This is a genomic window from Methylomonas sp. LL1, from assembly GCF_015711015.1.
GTDB lineage: Bacteria > Pseudomonadota > Gammaproteobacteria > Methylococcales > Methylomonadaceae > Methylomonas.
Genome location: NZ_CP064653.1, coordinates 2,685,650 through 2,705,283 on the forward strand (window position 1 = coordinate 2,685,650; position 19,634 = coordinate 2,705,283).

The following is a 19,634-nucleotide window of genomic DNA, read 5'->3' on the forward strand; positions in this document are numbered from 1 at the left end:
GTGAACTGTTGATAAACTCCGTGACGAACATAAGCCAAATGTGCTGACAGGCTTTAAACCAAAATGGTATGTGGCTGGCTGATCTGCTTCCGAGTCGGATCACAGGGGCATTAAAGCCACCGGAGAAAAGACAGAACCTAACCCACTGTTGTTATTTATGCGGAACACGGTAAACCCGATCCTTTGCCAGCGATGGCAAGCCGACCGCAAGGAAGGCCGATGGAGGGCGGGCATAGGATGGCGGAAAAAGCGAATGCTGCTCTGTAATGGGGTAGATAGGGATTGAAACATCATCCCGACTGGTAACGGTGCAGACTTCCGTTTGGTCTCTCGTCACGAGAGAGTTTGTAGAACCTTACCATAAAGGAGGAAAAGCAAATGAACGTCGTTACATCAGCGTGTGCAGCCTCCGGCTTTGAAGTGGACTGGCACAGTATCAATTGGGGCCAATGCCATCAACAAGTCAGAAGGCTGTAAGCGCGTATCGTGAAGGCAATACAGGAAGGCCGCTGGGGCAAGGTGAAAGCTTTGCAATGGTTGCTGATCCACTCGTTCAGCGGCAAGGCCATTGCCGTCAAGCGGGTGACTGAAAACAAAGGTAAGAAAACTTCGGGTGTGGATGGAAAAACCTGGTCAACTCCGAAGGCCAAATCTCAGGCGATGTTATCTCTCAGAAGACGGGGTTACCAACCGCTTCCACTGAGACGGGTCTATATTCCAAAGAGTAACGGGAAAGAAAGGCCACTGGGTATCCCGACGATGAAAGACCGGGCAATGCAAGCGCTATATCGGCTTGCACTGGAACCCGTATCGGAAACCACAGCGGATCCGAACTCTTATGGCTTCAGGCCCGAAAGATCCACGGTAGATGCAAGAGAGCAATGCTTCACGGTATTGAGTCGTGCGTATGCGCCGCAATGGATTTTAGAGGGTGACATTAAAGGCTGTTTTGACAATATCAGTCACCAATGGATGCTTGAAAATATCCCCATGGATAAATCGATACTCCAAAAGTGGTTGAAGGCCGGATACGTCTACCAAAACAAGCTCTTCCCAACGGAAGCGGGTACCCCGCAAGGCGGTATTATTTCGCCGACGTTGTCCAACATGACTCTGGATGGACTAGAAACCTTGTTAATGAACAGATTCGCCTTATCGAATAGAACCGGGCGGTTTAGTCATGGTATGGCAGCAAGGCATCAGGTCAACTTGGTTCGGTATGCAGATGATTTTATCATCACCAGTAGATCGAAAGAATTACTGGAAAGTGAAATCAGACCCATGGTTGAAAACTTCCTGCATGAGCGCGGCTTGCTGCTCTCGGCGGAGAAAACCAAGATCACGCATATCGACGAAGGCTTTGATTTTCTCGGATGGAATGTACGCAAGTACAAAGGGAAATTACTCATCAAGCCGGCTAAGAAGAATGTGAAGGCTTTTCTGGATGAAATCCGAGCAACGGTAAAGGCTAACAATCAAGCAAAGCAGACAAACCTGATAAGACTCCTTAATCCAAAAATCAGAGGATGGGCGAATTATCACAAAGCTGCGGTCGCTAAGGTTACTGCTCTTAAAGAAACTATTGCCATAACATGCTCATGCAAATAGTCAAGGAATTGAGCTTTAGGCGAAGTCTTATGACATTACATACTTAAAGAGCAGTATCTTTTCCAAGGTAGACAATGAGATTTGGAAATTGTTATGGCGATGGGCAGTGCGCAGGCATCCGAAAAAGAGTGGTTTATGGATTAGGCGAAAATATTTCAGTCCAAACGGCAGTCGCGGCTGGGGGTTTAATGCAGCCTTCTTGACATCAGACGGAAAACCGAGGCGAATGACACTGGTTAAGGCCACTGATACCGCTATTCGGCGACACGACAAAATCAAGAAGGACGCCAATCCCTATGATCCGAAATGGGAACCCTATTTTGAAGGCCGACTTGGTCTAAAGATGAGAGGTAGCCCGAAAGGTAAACGGCAATTGCTGATAATGTGGCTGGAACAGGCGGGAAAATGTTCGATTTGTAGCCAGCGTATTACGAAGGAAACGGGATGGCGAATCCATCACATCCTCTCAAAATCCAAAGGCGGCAAGGACAATCTATCCAATCTGACCCTAATTCACCCCAATTGTCTGTATAAAACCAAACCTAACACCGATAAGTAAGTTGTGTCACCGGTTTCCGCAAGGAAGCTTTGTAGAGGCTTGAGCCGGATGAAGGGAAACTGTCATGTCCGGTTCTTAGGGGAGGAAGCAGCAGCAATGCTGTTTCCTTACCCGACTTTTTATCGGCACTGTTTGCCTGTCGGCAAATCAGCGTCATGAGCAAAAGTGGTTCGATCGATATCGAAACCGGCCACATTTTGGCATTTAAGCCGGTGACGATCACGCCAGTCCAAGACTGGAATGGCATCACTAGCATTACCTTGCAGGATGTGGATATGGAAATGGGTCAAATTGCCACGACGCTGAAACGGTTGGCGCGCGGTTTCCCCATTCCAGTGCTGTTCAACGATCAATTGCTTGAACGTTCATGCGCACTGGATTGCGGGTTGGCCTTTGTCGACACCGAGATTGGCGCGATTTATCTGCATGGCATGGATCAACCCTATGGGGCGCAATATGAGTTCGATGTCTATCTGCAAGGTTTGCCCATTTATACCTCACACAGCTACACATCACATCGCCATATCATTCATCTGGATTCTTTCCGCTTTCATGCCCGCTTGCCGGATCGTGACAAGCTGGTGGATGAAGCCGATGTCATCAAACGCGTTAAAACCGTACTGGCGCAAACCATAGAACAGCGGTTTATCCAGATGAAAGCCACTCAGTCTGCCGAGGATTTCGTAGGTTTTTATGAAATGCTGCGGCATTGGGAGCTTCTGAAGTTACTCAATGATGTACCAGTAGTACCGCCCGAGGCTTTGCGCGAAATCATTGCGTATCCGGTTTGCGATACCGAAGTTTTTGATAACTTCGAGCAGCGGCCGGAAAAAGCCATGACCCGTGCAGAAATTATGGCCCGTGGCATCGTCTCGATTGATGATGACATCAAGCAGGACGGCGCCGGGCGTTTTATGTTTGCCTGGAGCCGAGACCATTTGCTCTATTACGGCACGTTGGATAGCGGGCATTGGCTCCATGCATTGGTTCGGCATCTTAATGATGAAGAACTGGTGATTGAACCGATCAATGAAAGCCATCAGGCTCAATTCCTAGGTGATTGGTGTTGGGTTCCCGTGCGTTTTTGCGAGGCTTACCGAATCCGGCTTGGGCAGGATGTTGTTGAGATCACGGATGAGGCTTGTTATCAAGGCCAGGAAAACGCCGATGACATCATTGTGCCCAAGGGTGATTGCTCAGCACAGGCATTGCAGCAAATGGCCAGCTTCAGAAGCGAATATGATGAATTTCAGGAATCGACCTTTGAAAGTGATTCGGATGCCTTCATCGCTTTTGTGGTGGCCAATACCGCCAGCGATCCGGTCAATGCCATGCAACGCTTGTTGCCGAATTTTTGCGGCTGTCCGGCGTTGTACGGCAAAGCCTTCGTGGTGGAGTTGGATCAGCAAGGCAAACCGGCTTCGGTGATGGCATATCCGACTGAATCGGGCCAAAAGCAAATCTTTCAAACCAGCATGGATAGTTAAAACTTGATGTGTGAGCGCATTATCCAGCCGGATAATGTGCTCATTTTCATTACCGAAAACAAGCTACCGATCCTTGTCTCCCTAAAAACATTGAGATGCACCTTCGAAATGCTATCTATCTACCAGTAGCCGCCCGCAACGCGTGATTCGGTCGAAACTAAACACATGCTCTCTTGGGCTTTCATAACATCGCCCAACCAATCTTCGCCGGTAATCCGGCTCGCCTTTTTCGAGATAAATAGTGGCGCCACATATTGGGCATACCGCCGAATACCGAACCAAGCGAACCACTCTTAAATCTCCATCTCGTAGCAGTTCGAACTGTGCAGACTGTTCATAAAAATTTGTGAATAGTTCATGGGCTACAACAATTCGATCATCCAACAATAATATCCAAGGCTTGATGATAGTGACCCAGGAACCATAAGGAATCACAAAAATACTTACCAGTAATGTCAAATCTTGCGTTGTCACCGGCCTGGGCACGGATAACGATAGCCATCCGGCATAAGCAATTAACACCGCGAACCCAGCTATGATTGCTAGCCAACCCAATATAACCCATACATGCCATTGTCTTAATTCGATTTGTCCATGCCGAAATAGCCAACTCGCGATCCAACTGGGTTTGACTTCACCCAGTTCAGTCATTTGGTAGTTGGCTTTCAACTCGGCTGCGTTGCTGCCAACCCGAACCGCCTCAATTGCTTGGGCTTCTTCCGTAATTTCCGGAACCGGCTCCGCCTTGATATAGAACGTCGTGAGTCGCCCCGGACCGCCCTTTGTGCTTTTTCGTTCCGGCTTCGGGTAATGCTGTAGCCCGCGTTTACGAGCAAACTCTACAATTTGCCCCTCGCGAGTTTCGCAATATTTCTTTAATGAGCCCGGCCAGTCGATCCATTTTTTAGGTTCGGCACTTTCTAAAGTTTCACCAACAGCGGCGACGATTTCTTCGGCTGTGAACCGTCGCTTCGACTCATCGAAATCCGCTTTCTTTAACGATTCCTGGGCTAACGCGCGCAATATGCGGTGGCCTTTTTCATCGCTTTTCTCACTATCCAGCCAGTCAATCAAGCATTGAATTACCTCGCGCATAAACCACCCCAAACCAGGTAACCGACAGTAACGGACTGGTTAGCGAATAGCCGATTCATAACAATGTCCTCCATAACAAATTCGAGATGAGCGATATAAAAATGATTTTGGAATGCACTTATTCAGGTCAAACACCAATTATGGCTCCATTTGTTGTAGGCAAAGCCTCTGATAAGCAGGACGAGATTAGAAGAATTTCAGGATCATTCAATCCATCAGGCCGAACAAATAGCCTGGCGTTATCAAAGTGGCCATCCATCACACGCCGAAAGAGGCATCACCAACTCAATAGGACAATTATTTTCAACAAAGCCAAATCATATCTATCGGGGGTTCCGGAGCTTTGTGACCCAAAACAGGTCACTTTGCGACCGGGACATTTGCGTGTTGTCTTCTTAGCATATCGACAACAGTCGTTAATCAACTCAGAGGTGTTTATGTCAACACTGGATGAAGATCTTGCCCGGTTAAATTTCGAATATCTCATGCTCGCAAGGGAATGCGCACGCAGTAATCCGGCGGAAACGGCCTGGCGCTTTGGATTAGATCGGGTTGGCATAGACCGTCTCGCCGGCATGACACAGGAGCAACTTCGTGAACGGGCCGAAAGTAGTCGTGCAGTGATTCAGTTATTGCCTGTCTATGCCCCAAGCAACTTGCCCATGGTTGCCTATGTGGATCTGCTCCAACCCAATATCACTGGAACCGCGGATGAAACCAATGCCCTTTAAAAACAGGCCAAACATTGGGGCAGACTTGCTATTGGCGGAAAAACTAATCCAACTCGGCGCCCGTCCTCCAATTGTCAGCCAACTCTGCCATTTAACTCGAAAGCAAAGCATCGCATTTTTTAAGACGGTACAAGGGCAAGCACCCAAACAAGGCATGCTGCCACACGATCATCAATGGGCCATTCGCTCGGCGTTCAACAACATTCATGCCTCGCTATTTTTAAGCATGATTGAAGACATCAGACACCGGCTTTCTACCCCGAACCTGGATGCGACCTTACTGGTTGCGGCCTATGAGATCTACAGCAACGTTGCTTCAAGAATGTTAGCTGATCGGCAATTTATCCAACCTAACTCCAGCCAACATTATCCGTTAGACATCAACCGGGCTTGGTATTTAATTACCCTGCTCTCTACGGGTGATTTGGTATTCATTCTTTGTGGACGTTGCCACGCCCGTTACCTGGGCATGATTCATCCTGATACCGCATTTAGTCAATGCCCTATCTGCGACGTGTGGACTGATCGCTCAGGTCGACGGCGTTGGGTTTCCGCAAAATCAAAAAACCACGCCTTGAACAAACCAAGCGCTCGCTAGAGACGATCCATCAGCTACTAAGGAGAAGTCGCATGCATATCGTTGTCGTTACAGCCACCCATTCCCAAATACCCCAGGCAATCCATGGCAAAAATCTCGCGCGACTGGCTCGCGAGTGCTTTGCCAATCAGCAATCGTTGACGATTGATTTTAAGGACGTCAAAACCATCACGCAGGGGTTTTTTCAGGAATTGTATTTTCCGCTGGTCGCCGAATTCGGATCCGATTATCTGAAATCTAAACTGAAAATAGTCAATATGGCGGGGTACATCGACAACATGATGCAGTTAGCATTCAAAAATCTCGAGGTCTACTTTGACAAACTGACGGCGATTGATCAAGTGGGTTGCGATGAAGAAATTTATGCCATGAATCAAGCCTGGCTCATCAAAGCCAGAGAAATCGCACGGGAGAATCCTGTGCTGACCGAATTAATCTTGGGGATTACCGATGAGGCCATGCGCTTGGCAGTTGGGCGTTTATCTTTAGAAGACATTGACTTCATTGCCCGCTCCAACTGGCTATGTTTTACCCCCCGATTTTCGAGTCAGTTTATACAAAACATCAACAGAGAATCGCCACAGATGGTGGAAGCCATGCTCGGATTAAGCGGCACTATTGATTAAGGGAGGCGGCGAATGCTCAAGAAATATCAACAACAAACCTTGGCAATAGAGCTGCTCAATCTCCACGCCAAGGTAAAAATTGTGCATCAGGCAACAGGCATTCCGATCAAGTTGTTGCGACAGACCTACCGACAATTACATGGCCGTTCGCCCAGTCGTGGATCCATCAAATTTTCCACCCGTGGCCTGACTGGAAGCCGGCGGAAATACAAGGACGTAACGCTGTTTGCCGTGTGCTTTCAGGCTGCTTCAAACAAATCGGCTGACAGTCAAATTCAAACACTGATAAGCGCTTTTGACGCCTACAAGCGTTCCTATCCTTCCGGGCAACTCGACTTTTCGGCTGCTTGGGTGGTGGCCCAGGACATCAAAGATAAAAAAGTTCAGATTTCGACATGCAAGAATTGTCGAGCCTGGGTTTTATTGAATGCTAGGGAAGATCTATCTGAGCGTTGCGGTGTGTGTAACAGCTCTTTGCAATTAGGTTGATCCTGTGAATACTGAAAGCGAACAAAAAACGACAGAAATTGCCAAAGAAAAAGAGTTCTTAAAAATCAGTGATATGTTGGAGAAATTAGGTGTGACTCGCACTCAATTTTGGCGAATGAGGAAGGCTGGCGAAGTACCACCACCGGTAATTAAGAATCCTCAAATGTGGCTAGCAAGCAAAGTAAACGCTTTCTATGAAAATAGGGCAAACAAAGAGAGTGACAGTTCGCTTTAGGTAGCGACTGCAATGCTTCTAGATCTTAATTCCAAACGTTACTATGACTTTGGCGAAAACACTTGCTTATGTGACGTACGTTTTTCAGATGGTAAACCGAAAAATTTTCGGTTTTAAGAGAAAAACAAAGTGACCATAAAAGTGACCACGCATAAAAAAAGGGCTTAGGTATTTATACCTAAGCCCTTGATTTATTTGGCTCCCCCGGACGGGCTCGAACCGCCGACCTAGTGATTAACAGTCACCCGCTCTACCGACTGAGCTACAGGGGATTAATATTTATTAACTTCTCAAAATGGCGCGCCCGGAGAGATTCGAACTCCCGACCGCTCGGTTCGTAGCCGAGTACTCTATCCAGCTGAGCTACGGGCGCCTATTTGATCCGCCTATTATGATTTTTTTTACTACTTATGTCAACTACTTTTTATCGATTTTTAAAGTGGCGGAGAGAGAGGGATTCGAACCCTCGATGCGCTTTTGGCACATACTCCCTTAGCAGGGGAGCGCCTTCGGCCTCTCGGCCATCTCTCCTAATCTTTGTTAAATCTCAGAGGCCTTGGATTCAGACTGCTCTTTCTTAATCCTCTCGTAGATTTCTTCCCTATGAACAGAGACATCCTTCGGAGCATTAACGCCGATCCGAACTTGATTCCCTTTTACGCCGAGAACGGTGACGGTGACTTCATCACCAATCATCAAGGTCTCCCCCACTCTACGTGTCAAGATAAGCATACCATCTCCCTACATGTCCAAAGCACTTTGTTTGCGAAACAAACTGAGCTGACAATTTTATTATCTTTTATCAAAAAAGGAAAGTTTATTTGAACTTTCTTTATCGGACTAAACGCTCTCATCACTGTAAAATGAAATTTGTATCAATAAAAACGAGAACTTGACATGCTGATTCAGTGGTACCCAGGTCATATGCATAAGGCCAGCAAGGAAATTAAACATGCCTTGCCGAATATCGACCTGCTCATCGAAATACTCGACGCCCGCATCCCCTATAGCAGTCAAAACCCGATGCTCGCCCAATTACGTGGCGATAAACCCACGATACGCGTGCTCAGCAAGACCGACCTTGCCGACCAAGAGCTGACTCGCCAATGGCAAACCCATTTGGAACTGGAGCAAGGCGTTAAAACGCTTACGACCACCACCCAGCAACCGGAAAGAATTAAACAGATCATCGATCTGTGCGGAAAAATGCTGCCGGAAAAAACCGAGGCCAACAAGGTAATCCGCACCATGATCATGGGCATACCCAATGTCGGCAAGTCGACCATTATCAATATACTGGCCGGCCGCACCATTGCAAAAACCGGCAACGAACCGGCGGTAACCAAACAGCAACAACGCATCAACCTGCCCAACAACATCGTGTTGTCGGACACACCGGGCGTGCTGTGGCCGAATGTAGAAAACCGCAATAGCGGCTATCGCCTGGCGGTTTCGGGCGCTATCAAGGATACCGCGTTTCAGCACGACGATATTGCCTTATTTGCACTGGAATATCTGCTAAAAGCCTATCCAGCTTTACTGCAAAACCGCTATCGGTTCGGCAGTCTCCCTGAAGATGCATTGGGTGCATTGCAGGCTATCGGCAAAAAAAGAGGTTGTTTGCGCGCGGGCCAACAAGTCGATCTGGATAAGGCCGCCAAACTGTTTTTGACCGAACTGAGAGCCGGCACCCTAGGCCAAATCAGCCTGGAAACGCCCGAGATGATCGCGGCCGAAATGATTGAACTGGCCGCGATCCGGGAAGAAAAGGCCGCTAAAAAAGCCGCCAGAAGACGCAAATAATCAGGACGCCAGCAGCATATTGTCCAGTGCCTTCTTCGCCAGTGCCGCTTGCTCGGCCGGCACGGACACCTGATTCACCACATGGCCGGCCGCCAGATTTTCCAGCACCCAAGCCAGATGTTGCGGATCGGTGCGGAACATGGTCGAACACATGCTCAAGGTCGGCGCCATGAAATGCACGTCCTTGCCCTGCTCCTTGCAATCCTGAGCCAGACGGTTGACCAGATTTAGTTCGGTTGCCACCAGCCAGCGGGTGTTGGGTTCGGCCTCGCGGACGATTTTCAAGATCATTTCGGTGGAGCCGATGTAATCGGATTTTTGGCAGACCTCGAAACAGGCCTCCGGGTGCGAAATCACGATGGTATCCGGATATCTTTCCTTGAACGCATCGATCTGCTCGGGTTGAAACGCTTGATGCACCGAACAATAACCTTTCCATAAAATCATCTTGGCATCGCGAATTTGTTGCTCGCTCAAGCCGCCCTGGGGCTTGTTAAAATCCCAAGTCACCATCTGTTCCAACGGTATACCCATCCGATAACCGGTGTTGCGCCCCAAGTGCTGATCGGGGAAAAACAATACTTTTTCGCGTTTTGCGAAGCTCCAATTCAGAATTTTTTCGGCATTCGACGAGGTGCAGACGATGCCTTCATGCTGGCCGCAAAAGGCTTTCAAATCGGCGGCTGAGTTAATGTAGGTCACAGGGGTGACGGTATTTTCCACATCAATGACAGTCGCCAGTTCGTCCCAGCACTGCTGAACCTTGAGCTTGTTGGCCATGTCGGCCATCGAACAACCGGCCGCCATATCAGGCAGAATCGCGATCTGTTCCGGCCGTGACAGAATGTCCGCGACCTCGGCCATGAAATGCACGCCGCAAAATACGATGTATTCGGCTTCAGATTGCGCGGCCTCGCGCGACAGCTTCAGCGAATCACCGAAAATGTCGGCATGTTTAAACACTTCATCGCGTTGATAATGATGCCCCAAGACAATGCAACGATTACCAAGCTTGGCCTTGGCTGCCTTGATGCGTTCATCGCACTCAGGGTCATCGAGTAGCGCATAGCCATGTATGGGAAGAGCGGTATCAGACATAAGTGTAACCAAAATCAATGTAAGGCACGCATCGCGCGCCATTTATCAAAACCCAAGAGGTACGCGACGTACTTCTACAAGACCATTAAACAACGCATCAATACAACGCATTTTGCAACAAATTCATGGCCGCCGGACCGCTTTGACCTTGTATGTATTGCAATACCACCGGCACGAACTGGCCGATCATGTTGGCGTCCATACCCAACGTTTGAAACGAGCCCGCTAGCACCGCCAAACTCCCCAGACCATTGGTTTGCTCCCCCATTAATCCGGCCGCTAAACCAAACAATGAGTTGGACGAGGTAGATTGGGGTACGGCGGACAAATATTGATCCATATCCGGCACATAACTACTCAGGCGCATAAAATCACTGGGGTTCATGCGCTGCTGGGCCAGCGAAAAAATCGATCCCACGCCGCCCATGGCTTGCCGAGAATTGACACCCAACTGTCCAGTCAAAACATCCACCAATTCCGGCTCCGGTGCCTGATACCCGGCTTGCCGCGCCCCCGAAGTTTGCCCCCCAGCCGAAGCAAACGTCTGCCCGCTAAATGGTTGCTCGGACGCACATCCCGCGACCAATAAGACCGTACAAACCACTGAAAGCGACATCCAATGAGTCATCTAGTAAACTCCAAAAACTAACTGTAACAACGGAAGACCGTGAATTGGGCCAGCAATTCAAACGATACAAATGAAAGCATCCGGCATAAGCCGCGCTAGCCATCGCTAACGCGGCCCGACAGACCTAGTCAACCTGTTTTTCATCCTTACCGGCGGGCTTACGTAAGCGGATACCCAGTTCCTTCAACTGCTCATCACTGACTAACGCAGGCGCGTTGAACAGCGGGCAAGCGGCGGTCTGGGTTTTTGGGAAAGCGATGACGTCGCGGATCGAACTGGCGCCGGTCATCAGCATCACCAGACGATCGAGACCGAAGGCGATGCCGCCATGCGGCGGCGCGCCATATTTCAACGCGTCGAGCAGGAAGCCGAATTTTTCGCGGGCTTCTTCGTGGCCGATGCCTAGAATCGCGAACACGATTTGTTGCATCTCGGTGCGGTTGATCCGGATCGAGCCGCCGCCGACTTCGGTGCCGTTCAGCACCAAATCGTAGGCGCGCGACAAGGCTTTACCGGGATCGGCTTTCAGTTCTTCGACCGAGCAGCTCGGCGCAGTGAAAGGATGATGAATCGCGGTGAAGCGTTGGGCTTTATCGTCCCAGGCGAACATCGGGAAGTCCACGACCCACAAGGGTTTCCACGGACCAGTCAGCAGGTTGCGGTCCAGACCCAGCTTGACCCGCAAGGCACCCATGGCTTCGTTGACGATATGAGCCTTGTCAGCGCCGAAGAAAATCAGGTCGCCGTTTTGGGCGCCGACTTTTTCCATGACCTTGGCCCAAACCTCATCCGGTGCGAACTTGATGATGGGCGATTGCAGGCCTTCGACGCCGGCGACCAGGTCGTTGACCTTGATATAGGCCAGCCCTTTGGCGCCGTAGATGCCGACGAACTTGGTCAACTCGTCGATCGTACTGCGGCTCATGTCGCCGCCTTTCGGCAGACGCATGGCTACTACGCGGCCGTGCGGATCGTTGGCCGGACCCGAGAAGACCTTGAAATCGACTTCGCGCATTTCGTCGGCGATGTCGACCAGTTCCAATTCAATACGCAGGTCGGGGCGATCGGAGCCGTAGCGGCTCATGGCTTCGGCATAGCTCATCACCGGGAATTTATCACCGAGATCGACGTTGATGATGTCCTTGAACAAACGGCGAATCATTTCCTCCATCACCGCCATGATCTGCTGTTCGCTCATAAACGAAGTTTCGATATCCAGCTGGGTAAACTCGGGCTGGCGGTCGGCGCGCAGGTCTTCGTCGCGGAAGCAGCGCACGACTTGATAGTAGCGCTCCATGCCGGCGATCATCAGCAATTGTTTGTAAAGTTGCGGCGATTGCGGCAAAGCGAAGAACGAATTCGGATGGGTGCGGCTAGGCACGATATAGTCGCGGGCACCTTCCGGGGTTGCCTTGGTCAGATACGGGGTTTCGATTTCAAAAAATTCGTTATCGTCCAAGAACTGGCGCAAATGACGAGTCACGTCGCGGCGCACCTTCATGCGCTGTTGCATCACGGTACGGCGCAAATCGATATAGCGATAGCGCAAACGAGTTTCCTCGTTGACTTCGATGTCGCTTTCCAGCGGGAACGGCGGGGTTTCCGATTCGTTCAACACTTCGATGTGCTTGCCCAGTACCTCAATTTGACCGGTGAACATGTTGGGATTATGCGTGCCTTCGGGACGGTCGCGGACGATACCTTCGATGCGCAGCACGTATTCGCTGCGCACGCTTTCGGCTATCGCAAAGCTTTCGGCCATATCGGGATCGAACACCACTTGCACCAAACCGGCTCGGTCTCGCAGGTCGATAAAGATAACGCCGCCATGGTCGCGGCGGCGGTGTACCCAGCCACATAAAGCGACGGTTTGACCTAGATGTTGGGTGTTCAATTCTCCACACTTGTGGCTACGCATATTGGTTCTCGGGTTAATCAAAAATTAGGTGCAAGGGACAAGATGAAAGATGAATGGCAAAGTTCTGCTTTTTTGCAGCTTTAGCCTTGAGTCTTTCGCCTATTTTATTAATGGCAAGCGCAGCTACCGCCGCAACCACCGCCGGTGGAGCCACTGCTTGAACTGGAACTTTCGCCGGCAACATTTTTCTTATTGCCGCTTTTAAAATCGGTTTCATACCAACCGCTGCCTTTCAAACGAAAGCCTGCGGCGGAAATTTTCTTTTTCAACTCTGCTTCATTGCAGGCCGGACAAACAAGCAACGGCTCGGCACCCAATTTTTGCAGGGCTTCATGCTGATGACCGCAGGCATTGCATTCATATTCGTAAATGGGCATAGCGACTCCAAAAAAAATCAAGAACAGGTTATGAATAGGGCTGACGCTTGAATTTTTCAAGGCCCGTGATGTTAGAATTAGGCCCATTTTAATCGAACTCGAATGAAGATGGCGCAAAAATGGATAAATTGATCGACAAATTGACAATTGCCCTCCCGGACGACTGGCATTTGCATGTTCGAACCGGCTCGATATTAAAAACAGTGATTAGGCATAGCGCGCGCCAATTCGGCCGCGCCATTATCATGCCGAACTTGAAGCCCCCCATCACCAGCGTCGAACAAGCCTTGCTCTATAGAAACGAAATCCTGGCGGCACTGCCGGCGGATTCGGCATTCCAGCCCTTGATGACGCTATACCTGACCGGTAACACCAGCAGCGAGGAAATCCAAAAAGTCGCCGAATCCGAACATGTCCACGCCTTTAAATTGTATCCGGCCGGCGCCACCACCAACTCCGACGCCGGTGTTGGCAATATCGAGGCCGTCTACCCGCTTTTCGCGGCGATGGAAAAACACGGCGTGCCCTTGCTGATTCACGGCGAAGTGACGAATGCCGAATACGACATCTTCGACCGGGAAAAAATCTTTATTGACTCCCAACTAAGCCAAATCACACAACAATTTCCGGCCTTGCGTATCGTCGCCGAGCATTTAACCACGCTGGAAGCCGTCCAATTTGTCGAAGCGGCTAATGACAATGTCGGCGCCACCATCACACCGCAACATTTATTGTATAACCGCAACGCGATCCTGGCCGGCGGCATTCGCCCACATTTCTACTGCCTCCCCATATTGAAACGCGAGCATCATCGCCAGGCCCTACTAAAAGCCGCCACCAGCGGCAATCCCAAATTTTTTCTTGGCACCGACAGCGCGCCGCATCCGACATCCCTAAAAGAAAACGCCTGCGGCTGCGCCGGTTGCTATAGCGCCCATGCCGCATTGGAATTGTATGCGGAAGCCTTCGAACAAGCCGGCGCGCTGGACAAACTGGAAGGCTTTGCCAGCTTTCACGGCGCGGACTTTTATCGCCTACCCAGAAACACCGGCACCATTACTCTGGAAAAAAACAGCTGGTCAGTCCCCGCCCAATACGAAGATACCGACAATCGGATCACCCCACTAAAAGCCGGCGAGCAACTGCATTGGCAACTAACCGCTGCCTGTAACGGTTGATTGCAACCCGGCTCGGCGCATATCAACCAACATTCGCTGACGAGCGACATAGCAAGATACTATGGTTTTTGCCTCCGCCATCCCCATTGACACTCCAAACTGTCAAAATAACTTAAAATAAATGTGTTTATAATAAATCATCCTCCTCTTTCCCCCAATCCGGCAAGGGTCACCCAAAGACAACCATAAATACGGCACATAATTTGCTATAATTTTGGACGTTTTAAACACCTAATTTCACCCCTTCCCGACTTAAATTACCACCTCATTTCATTCCCGCCATGCCATCCGTCTCTAAAGACCTTATTTACCGCTGGGGCGTTTTCCCTCTTTGGCTGTTACTCACCACCACAATTTTTTTCCGCAACCCGCTTCCGATCGATGAAACCCGCTACCTCAGCGTGGCTTGGGAAATGTGGCAACGCGGCGATTTTCTGGTGCCCTATCTAAATGGCCACACCTACAGCCATAAACCCCCATTATTGTTTTGGCTATTCGAGAGCGGCTGGAACTTATTTGGCGTCAACGAATGGTGGCCGCGCCTGATCGGCCCCCTTTGCGCCTTGTTGAATCTGATTTTGATTCGCCGTCTCGCCGGCAGACTTTGGCCCGATACCCCACTGATCGCCCTAAAAGCACCCTGGGTATTGATTGCCACATTACTGTGGACACTGTTTGCCAGCTCGACCATGTTCGATACATTGCTGACCTGCTGCGTGCTGCTGGGCATGATAGGCTTTTACGAGGCTGCCCATGCTTCATTCAACAAAGGCTGGGGCTATTTCACCTTGGCGATTGGCTTGGGCTTGCTGGCCAAAGGCCCGGTAATATTTCTACATTTACTGCCGACCGGCCTGTTGGTATTCTTATGGACCGAGCACGGCAGCATCAACAAGAAATCCTGGTACGTCTATCTGATATTGGCAATACTGGCCGGCTGCGCCATAGCACTCAGTTGGGCCATTCCCGCCGCCTCGGCCGGCGGCGAAGCCTATGCCGGCGAAATACTTTGGCATCAAACCGCCGACAGGACTATCAACACCAAAATACACGCCCGTTCCTTCTTCTGGTATTTGCCCTTCGTCCCCTTACTCGCATTTCCCTGGATTACCTGGCCTCGTCTTTGGCGGAACGTGCGCCTGACTAGCATTTCCAAGGATGCCGGCCTGAGATTCTGCCTAATCTGGCTACTGGCCGGACTATTGATTTTCTCTAGCCTGCCCAGCAAGCAATTACATTATTTAGTTCCGCTATTACCCGCCTTTGCATTAATGTGCGCCCGGATATTGAGCCTGCGGGATGCCCAACGCAAGCTACTCCAGGAGCTGCTACCTGCATTGTTCATGAGTTTGATAGGTTTATTTCTGATCATGCTCCCGCATGTTCCCGGCCTATCGAAACTCAAATGGGTACAACTGGTTCAACCTTACTGGGGCTTGAGCGTAATTACCATCGCCCTAACCCTGGCGGTACTCGTGGTGCATTTTCGAAAACTCTCGATCCTTTCCTTATCCACCGGCTTGGTCGCTACGATTTTTATCGGCTTTATTTTCTTCTTCGAATATACCGGCCTACAATATAACCTCAGGCCGGCCGCTTTAATGATTAAAGACTATCAAGACAAACAAATCCCAACGGCTTTTGTCGGCGACTACCAGGGCCAGTTTAATTTTCTAGGCCGCATGACCCAACCACTAACGGTGATAGCCCAGGAACAAGTTTCGGATTGGGCGCTGCAACATCCCAACGGCTATTTAATTTATCTGGAAAAGGACAAACCGGAACAAGCGGCTTATTCGCAACCTCATCGGGAACATTGGCTAATCTTCAGGACCACGGAGCAGGTCCTGTCGGCGAACCACTCTTAAACCTTGCTCAAAACACAGGTTTATTTTGGGTTAAAATACAAATCTTTAAACCTTTTACACCATTACAGGTCAAATTTGAGCACGCTCCTCTCCCACTGCAGAAGACAGGCCGAAGGGGATAAAAAACTGAATTTTGACCTGCAATAACTAATTAACTTAATGCTTATTTATTCATGAAAATTTCGGTCGTGGTTCCGGTTCATAATGAAACCGACAATGTGGAGACGTTAATTGCGGAGATTCATCAATCCTTGAACACTCAGGATGCTTACGAAATGATTTTTGTCGATGACGGCAGCACGGACGACACCCTGCTGAAATTGAATCGAGCCATGCAAACCTACCCGGCTCTGCGTGTTCTGCATCATCAAGACAGTTGCGGACAAAGCCGCGCCATTCACAGCGGCGTGACGGCGGCGCAATATGACTGGATCGCCACCCTGGATGGCGATGGCCAAAACGACCCGGCCGACATTCCCGAGCTAATTAATGCATGGTCCGCGCATGAATCCGACAAACTCTGGATGCTGGCGGGCTTTAGACACCGCCGCAACGACACCGGATGGCGCCGTTTTTCATCAAAATTCGCCAACGCTATCAGACAAGCCATCTTGCACGACCACACTCCCGATACCGGCTGCGGTTTGAAATTATTCCGCCGGGATAAATTTCTGGCTCTGCCCTATTTCGACCATATCCATCGTTTCATGCCAGCCTTGGTACAGATGAGCGGCGGCGAAGTGATTTCGGTCAAAGTCAATCACCGCGCCAGACATCACGGCCAATCCAAATACGGCACCCTGGACAGGCTGATGGCGGGCATCGTCGATTTATTAGGTGTTATCTGGCTGAAGAAGCGCCACAGCCTGCCGGTTGTCAGCGAGGTAAACCATGGACAATAACACCATTTGGCTAATTGTCGGCTTTGTCGGTCAAGCATTATTTTCCGCTCGTTTTCTGGTGCAATGGCTGGCCAGCGAACGGCAAAAGAAGAGCGTAATCCCGGTGATGTTCTGGTATTTCAGTATTTTGGGCGGCTCCACCCTACTGGTCTATTCGATCCATAAGGAAGATCCCGTTTTCATTCTGGGCCAAGCCGGCGGTTTATTGATTTATGCGCGCAATCTGTATTTTGTGGTCAGACACGCCAAGCAAGAGCAAACGGCGGGAACTTCCGAATAAGCGATTACGAAAACTAATTCAGGCACATTGTTGCGATTTAGTCCCGACATTTCTACACTTAGCCGATGTCGTCCTTCACTTCCAGCCGGGAGATTTACGATGCGCGGATTAATCTTTATATTAATGCTGATTTCGGCGACGGTCGAGGCCGAAGTATTTAAATGTACCGAGAAATTCGGCAAGACCATTTATCAAGCCAGCCCCTGCAAAACGGCCGCCAAGGAACAACAGCTCGACATCAAATCCAATCCCGCCAAGAACACGGAAGCCGAAGCGAAACTGGAAGCCATCCAGAACGAATACGAAAGCCGAAAAATCGCCCAGGAACAAAAGGACAAGGAACTGGAACAACAACGCATGGAAGCGGCGTCATTGGAAATTGCCAGACGCAATGCCATTGCCCAGCAGGAACAAGCCGAAGCCCAAAAAAGACAGGCCGAAGCCCTGGAAAGGCGAAATCAATATAACGACCGCCCAATCTACATCCTGCCCTCGACCATTCCCAACTCCCCGCCATTGCACCGGCATCCCGGATCGGCTACCGATTTCCCCAGAGCCGAACCGAGACTGCGGAATGATAGTCGAGACCGCCTGAACTCCGTCCGCCATGATGAAGCGATGACGGACCACCGGCGCGGGATGGACTAACTCAATCGCCCATCAGCAACCTCGCCGCCGCTATGGCTTTACGGACCTGTTCCGGCGCGGTACCACCAATATGGTTACGCGCGGCAACCGAACCTTCCAATTTCAAAATATCGAAGACATCGACGGCAATCGACGGCGCAAAGCCTTGTAGCTCCTCCAGACTCAGTTCGGACAAATCGCGCTGTGTTTCCAGCCCCAGGCGCACCGCCAGCCCCACCACTTCGTGCGCATCGCGGAACGCCATGCCCTTGCGCACCAGATAATCGGCCAGATCGGTCGCGGTAGCGAAACCGCGCTTGGCCGAGTGATACATATTTTCACGCTTGGCCTTGACGTGCGGCATCATGTCGGCAAAGGCGCGCAGACAATTGATCAAGGTGTCGGCGGTATCGAACAAGGGCTCCTTGTCCTCCTGATTGTCCTTGTTATAAGCCAAGGGCTGGCTTTTCATCAGCATCAGCAAGCCTACCAAATGTCCGGTCACGCGGCCGGATTTACCGCGCACCAACTCCGGCACGTCGGGATTTTTCTTTTGCGGCATGATCGATGATCCGGTACAGAACGCATCCGGAATATCGATAAAATCGAATTGAGCGCTGGCCCACAACACCAATTCCTCGGAAAAGCGCGATAAATGCATCATGATCAAACTGCCGGCCGCGGCAAATTCGATCGCAAAATCGCGGTCGCTGACCGAATCCAACGAGTTATAAGACGGCCGCGAAAAGCCTAGCAGTTCCGCCGTCATGAACCTGTCGATCGGATAACTGGTACCGGCCAGCGCCGCCGCGCCCAGAGGCATGATATTGATCCGTTTCTGGCAGTCTCGCAGCCTTTCCTGGTCGCGGCACAACATCTCGAACCAAGCCATCAGATGATGGCCGAAGGTGACCGGCTGCGCGACCTGTAAATGGGTAAAACCCGGCATGATGGTATCGGCCTCCTGCTCGGCCAGTTCCAGCAGCGCCATTTGCAGGCGCCGCAATTGAACCAAAATGGTGTCGATCTCGTCGCGCATATACAGGCGAATGTCGGTCGCCACTTGGTCGTTGCGCGAGCGGCCGGTGTGCAGCTTTTTACCGGCAATACCGATCAAATCGGTTAGCCTCGCCTCGATGTTCATATGCACATCTTCCTGCTTGATTGACCAGACAAATTCGCCGCGCTCGATTTCGCCGCCGATTTGCGCCAAACCGCGCTGAATGTCGGCCAACTCCTGTTCGGACAGAATACCGATTTTGTTTAGCATGGCTGCATGAGCCAGCGAGCCTTGAATATCCTGCCGTGCCATGCGCTGGTCGAAACCGACCGAAGCGGTAAATTCCTCGACGAAGGCGTCGGTAGCCTGGGCGAAACGAGCGCTGGAAAGTTTTTCGGTATTAACGGTGGTCATATCAAATCGAACCAAGAGACAAAAGAAAGGGCAATTATACCGTCCTTAACTTATTCGCCCGCCGTGGTGCATGATATTTTTTCAACATCTAAAATCCGCGCGCCGAATAGTTA

21 protein-coding genes and 3 tRNA genes are annotated in these 19,634 nt (G+C 50.4%); 14 read left to right on the plus strand and 10 right to left on the minus strand.

Annotation, left to right across the window (positions count from 1 at the left end; genetic code table 11):
• The first annotated feature begins 486 nt into the window (after positions 1–486).
• From ltrA to IVG45_RS12485, 3 genes are all read left to right on the plus strand, one after another.
• Positions 487–1,608 (plus strand): group II intron reverse transcriptase/maturase, encoded by a 1,122-nt coding sequence (ltrA, locus tag IVG45_RS12475; protein WP_269059620.1) that lies wholly within the window; start codon positions 487–489, stop codon positions 1,606–1,608.
• A gap of 226 nt (positions 1,609–1,834) precedes the next feature.
• Positions 1,835–2,167: an HNH endonuclease signature motif containing protein gene (locus tag IVG45_RS12480; protein ID WP_230874850.1), complete on the plus strand. Its 333-nt coding sequence runs from the start codon at positions 1,835–1,837 to the stop codon at positions 2,165–2,167.
• A gap of 155 nt (positions 2,168–2,322) precedes the next feature.
• The gene (locus IVG45_RS12485) at positions 2,323–3,654 is read left to right on the plus strand and encodes a hypothetical protein (protein ID WP_230874572.1); all 1,332 of its coding nucleotides are present in this window, start codon (positions 2,323–2,325) and stop codon (positions 3,652–3,654) included.
• A gap of 111 nt (positions 3,655–3,765) precedes the next feature.
• On the opposite strand, the gene IVG45_RS12490 is transcribed toward IVG45_RS12485, so the two are convergent.
• Positions 3,766–4,749, minus strand: a complete 984-nt coding sequence (locus IVG45_RS12490) for a hypothetical protein (RefSeq protein ID WP_196434149.1) — start codon at positions 4,747–4,749, stop codon at positions 3,766–3,768.
• 86 nt (positions 4,750–4,835) lie between these two features.
• On the opposite strand from IVG45_RS12490, the gene IVG45_RS22675 reads away from it, so the two are divergent.
• Genes IVG45_RS22675 through IVG45_RS12515 form a run of 5 tightly spaced genes read left to right on the plus strand, consistent with a single transcriptional unit; the run spans position 4,836 to position 7,428 of the window.
• On the plus strand, positions 4,836–5,480 hold the full coding sequence (locus tag IVG45_RS22675) for a flagellar transcriptional regulator FlhD (protein WP_230874573.1): 645 nt from the start codon (positions 4,836–4,838) through the stop codon (positions 5,478–5,480).
• Complete coding sequence (locus IVG45_RS12500) at positions 5,461–6,078, plus strand: FlhC family transcriptional regulator (RefSeq protein ID WP_196434150.1); 618 nt, start codon at positions 5,461–5,463, stop codon at positions 6,076–6,078. Before IVG45_RS22675 ends, IVG45_RS12500 begins: the two co-directional genes overlap by 20 nt.
• Before the next feature lie 32 nt (positions 6,079–6,110).
• Positions 6,111–6,704: an STAS-like domain-containing protein gene (locus tag IVG45_RS12505; protein ID WP_196434151.1), complete on the plus strand. Its 594-nt coding sequence runs from the start codon at positions 6,111–6,113 to the stop codon at positions 6,702–6,704.
• Between the two features lie 12 nt (positions 6,705–6,716).
• Positions 6,717–7,193, plus strand: a complete 477-nt coding sequence (locus IVG45_RS12510) for a FlhC family transcriptional regulator (protein ID WP_196434152.1) — start codon at positions 6,717–6,719, stop codon at positions 7,191–7,193.
• 4 nt (positions 7,194–7,197) lie between these two features.
• Positions 7,198–7,428, plus strand: coding sequence for a helix-turn-helix transcriptional regulator (locus IVG45_RS12515; protein ID WP_196434153.1), 231 nt, complete (start codon positions 7,198–7,200; stop codon positions 7,426–7,428).
• Positions 7,429–7,624: 196 nt separating this feature from the next.
• On the opposite strand, the gene IVG45_RS12520 is transcribed toward IVG45_RS12515, so the two are convergent.
• The 4 genes from IVG45_RS12520 to csrA form a co-directional block, all read right to left on the minus strand.
• Positions 7,625–7,700: transfer RNA gene (locus IVG45_RS12520), tRNA-Asn, on the minus strand.
• A gap of 24 nt (positions 7,701–7,724) precedes the next feature.
• Positions 7,725–7,801: transfer RNA gene (locus IVG45_RS12525), tRNA-Arg, on the minus strand.
• Between the two features lie 67 nt (positions 7,802–7,868).
• Positions 7,869–7,959: transfer RNA gene (locus tag IVG45_RS12530), tRNA-Ser, on the minus strand.
• Positions 7,960–7,968: 9 nt separating this feature from the next.
• Entirely contained in the window at positions 7,969–8,160 is a 192-nt protein-coding gene (gene csrA, locus IVG45_RS12535) for a carbon storage regulator CsrA (protein WP_196434154.1), read from the minus strand.
• A 165-nt stretch (positions 8,161–8,325) separates the two neighbouring features.
• On the opposite strand from csrA, the gene ylqF reads away from it, so the two are divergent.
• On the plus strand, positions 8,326–9,231 hold the full coding sequence (gene ylqF / locus IVG45_RS12540; protein WP_196434155.1) for a ribosome biogenesis GTPase YlqF: 906 nt from the start codon (positions 8,326–8,328) through the stop codon (positions 9,229–9,231).
• Here the strand turns inward: ylqF and nadA are convergent, their stop codons facing one another.
• From nadA to IVG45_RS12560, 4 genes are all read right to left on the minus strand, one after another.
• Entirely contained in the window at positions 9,232–10,329 is a 1,098-nt protein-coding gene (gene nadA / locus IVG45_RS12545; protein ID WP_196434156.1) for a quinolinate synthase NadA, read from the minus strand.
• 97 nt (positions 10,330–10,426) lie between these two features.
• Positions 10,427–10,957 carry a DUF2780 domain-containing protein gene (locus IVG45_RS12550; protein ID WP_196434157.1) on the minus strand — a complete coding sequence of 177 codons (531 nt, stop codon included), beginning with the start codon at positions 10,955–10,957 and terminating at the stop codon, positions 10,427–10,429.
• A gap of 124 nt (positions 10,958–11,081) precedes the next feature.
• On the minus strand, positions 11,082–12,875 hold the full coding sequence (aspS, locus tag IVG45_RS12555) for an aspartate--tRNA ligase (RefSeq protein WP_196434158.1): 1,794 nt from the start codon (positions 12,873–12,875) through the stop codon (positions 11,082–11,084).
• A 107-nt stretch (positions 12,876–12,982) separates the two neighbouring features.
• Positions 12,983–13,252, minus strand: a complete 270-nt coding sequence (locus IVG45_RS12560; RefSeq protein WP_196434159.1) for an FmdB family zinc ribbon protein — start codon at positions 13,250–13,252, stop codon at positions 12,983–12,985.
• Between the two features lie 119 nt (positions 13,253–13,371).
• On the opposite strand from IVG45_RS12560, the gene pyrC reads away from it, so the two are divergent.
• The 5 genes from pyrC to IVG45_RS12585 all read left to right on the plus strand — a co-directional run bounded on the left by pyrC (position 13,372) and on the right by IVG45_RS12585 (position 18,128).
• Positions 13,372–14,430 (plus strand): dihydroorotase, encoded by a 1,059-nt coding sequence (gene pyrC, locus IVG45_RS12565; RefSeq protein WP_442923306.1) that lies wholly within the window; start codon positions 13,372–13,374, stop codon positions 14,428–14,430.
• Between the two features lie 281 nt (positions 14,431–14,711).
• On the plus strand, positions 14,712–16,298 hold the full coding sequence (locus IVG45_RS12570) for an ArnT family glycosyltransferase (protein WP_196434160.1): 1,587 nt from the start codon (positions 14,712–14,714) through the stop codon (positions 16,296–16,298).
• A 173-nt stretch (positions 16,299–16,471) separates the two neighbouring features.
• Positions 16,472–17,200 (plus strand): glycosyltransferase family 2 protein, encoded by a 729-nt coding sequence (locus IVG45_RS12575; protein ID WP_196434161.1) that lies wholly within the window; start codon positions 16,472–16,474, stop codon positions 17,198–17,200.
• Positions 17,190–17,480 (plus strand): lipid-A-disaccharide synthase N-terminal domain-containing protein, encoded by a 291-nt coding sequence (locus tag IVG45_RS12580; protein WP_196434162.1) that lies wholly within the window; start codon positions 17,190–17,192, stop codon positions 17,478–17,480. Before IVG45_RS12575 ends, IVG45_RS12580 begins: the two co-directional genes overlap by 11 nt.
• Before the next feature lie 99 nt (positions 17,481–17,579).
• The gene (locus IVG45_RS12585) at positions 17,580–18,128 is read left to right on the plus strand and encodes a DUF4124 domain-containing protein (RefSeq protein ID WP_196434163.1); all 549 of its coding nucleotides are present in this window, start codon (positions 17,580–17,582) and stop codon (positions 18,126–18,128) included.
• Between the two features lies 1 nt (position 18,129).
• Here IVG45_RS12585 and argH read toward each other — a convergent pair whose 3' ends face one another.
• A complete protein-coding gene (gene argH, locus IVG45_RS12590; RefSeq protein WP_196434164.1) occupies positions 18,130–19,521 on the minus strand; it encodes an argininosuccinate lyase in 1,392 nt (463 codons plus the stop codon).
• Positions 19,522–19,634: the final 113 nt, after the last annotated feature.

Excerpts from the sequence above, each read along its gene's own strand:
- IVG45_RS12480 (WP_230874850.1), top strand. The coding sequence starts at position 1,835 with ATGACACTGGTTAAGGCCACTGATACCGCTATTCGGCGACACGACAAA.
- IVG45_RS12485 (WP_230874572.1), top strand. The coding sequence starts at position 2,323 with ATGAGCAAAAGTGGTTCGATCGATATCGAAACCGGCCACATTTTGGCA.
- IVG45_RS12490 (WP_196434149.1), bottom strand. The coding sequence starts at position 4,749 with ATGCGCGAGGTAATTCAATGCTTGATTGACTGGCTGGATAGTGAGAAA.
- IVG45_RS22675 (WP_230874573.1), top strand. The coding sequence starts at position 4,836 with ATGAGCGATATAAAAATGATTTTGGAATGCACTTATTCAGGTCAAACA.
- IVG45_RS12500 (WP_196434150.1), top strand. The coding sequence starts at position 5,461 with ATGAAACCAATGCCCTTTAAAAACAGGCCAAACATTGGGGCAGACTTG.
- IVG45_RS12505 (WP_196434151.1), top strand. The coding sequence starts at position 6,111 with ATGCATATCGTTGTCGTTACAGCCACCCATTCCCAAATACCCCAGGCA.
- IVG45_RS12510 (WP_196434152.1), top strand. The coding sequence starts at position 6,717 with ATGCTCAAGAAATATCAACAACAAACCTTGGCAATAGAGCTGCTCAAT.
- csrA (WP_196434154.1), bottom strand. The coding sequence starts at position 8,160 with ATGCTTATCTTGACACGTAGAGTGGGGGAGACCTTGATGATTGGTGAT.
- ylqF (WP_196434155.1), top strand. The coding sequence starts at position 8,326 with ATGCTGATTCAGTGGTACCCAGGTCATATGCATAAGGCCAGCAAGGAA.
- nadA (WP_196434156.1), bottom strand. The coding sequence starts at position 10,329 with ATGTCTGATACCGCTCTTCCCATACATGGCTATGCGCTACTCGATGAC.
- IVG45_RS12550 (WP_196434157.1), bottom strand. The coding sequence starts at position 10,957 with ATGACTCATTGGATGTCGCTTTCAGTGGTTTGTACGGTCTTATTGGTC.
- aspS (WP_196434158.1), bottom strand. The coding sequence starts at position 12,875 with ATGCGTAGCCACAAGTGTGGAGAATTGAACACCCAACATCTAGGTCAA.
- IVG45_RS12560 (WP_196434159.1), bottom strand. The coding sequence starts at position 13,252 with ATGCCCATTTACGAATATGAATGCAATGCCTGCGGTCATCAGCATGAA.
- pyrC (WP_442923306.1), top strand. The coding sequence starts at position 13,372 with ATGGATAAATTGATCGACAAATTGACAATTGCCCTCCCGGACGACTGG.
- IVG45_RS12570 (WP_196434160.1), top strand. The coding sequence starts at position 14,712 with ATGCCATCCGTCTCTAAAGACCTTATTTACCGCTGGGGCGTTTTCCCT.
- IVG45_RS12575 (WP_196434161.1), top strand. The coding sequence starts at position 16,472 with ATGAAAATTTCGGTCGTGGTTCCGGTTCATAATGAAACCGACAATGTG.
- IVG45_RS12580 (WP_196434162.1), top strand. The coding sequence starts at position 17,190 with ATGGACAATAACACCATTTGGCTAATTGTCGGCTTTGTCGGTCAAGCA.
- IVG45_RS12585 (WP_196434163.1), top strand. The coding sequence starts at position 17,580 with ATGCGCGGATTAATCTTTATATTAATGCTGATTTCGGCGACGGTCGAG.
- argH (WP_196434164.1), bottom strand. The coding sequence starts at position 19,521 with ATGACCACCGTTAATACCGAAAAACTTTCCAGCGCTCGTTTCGCCCAG.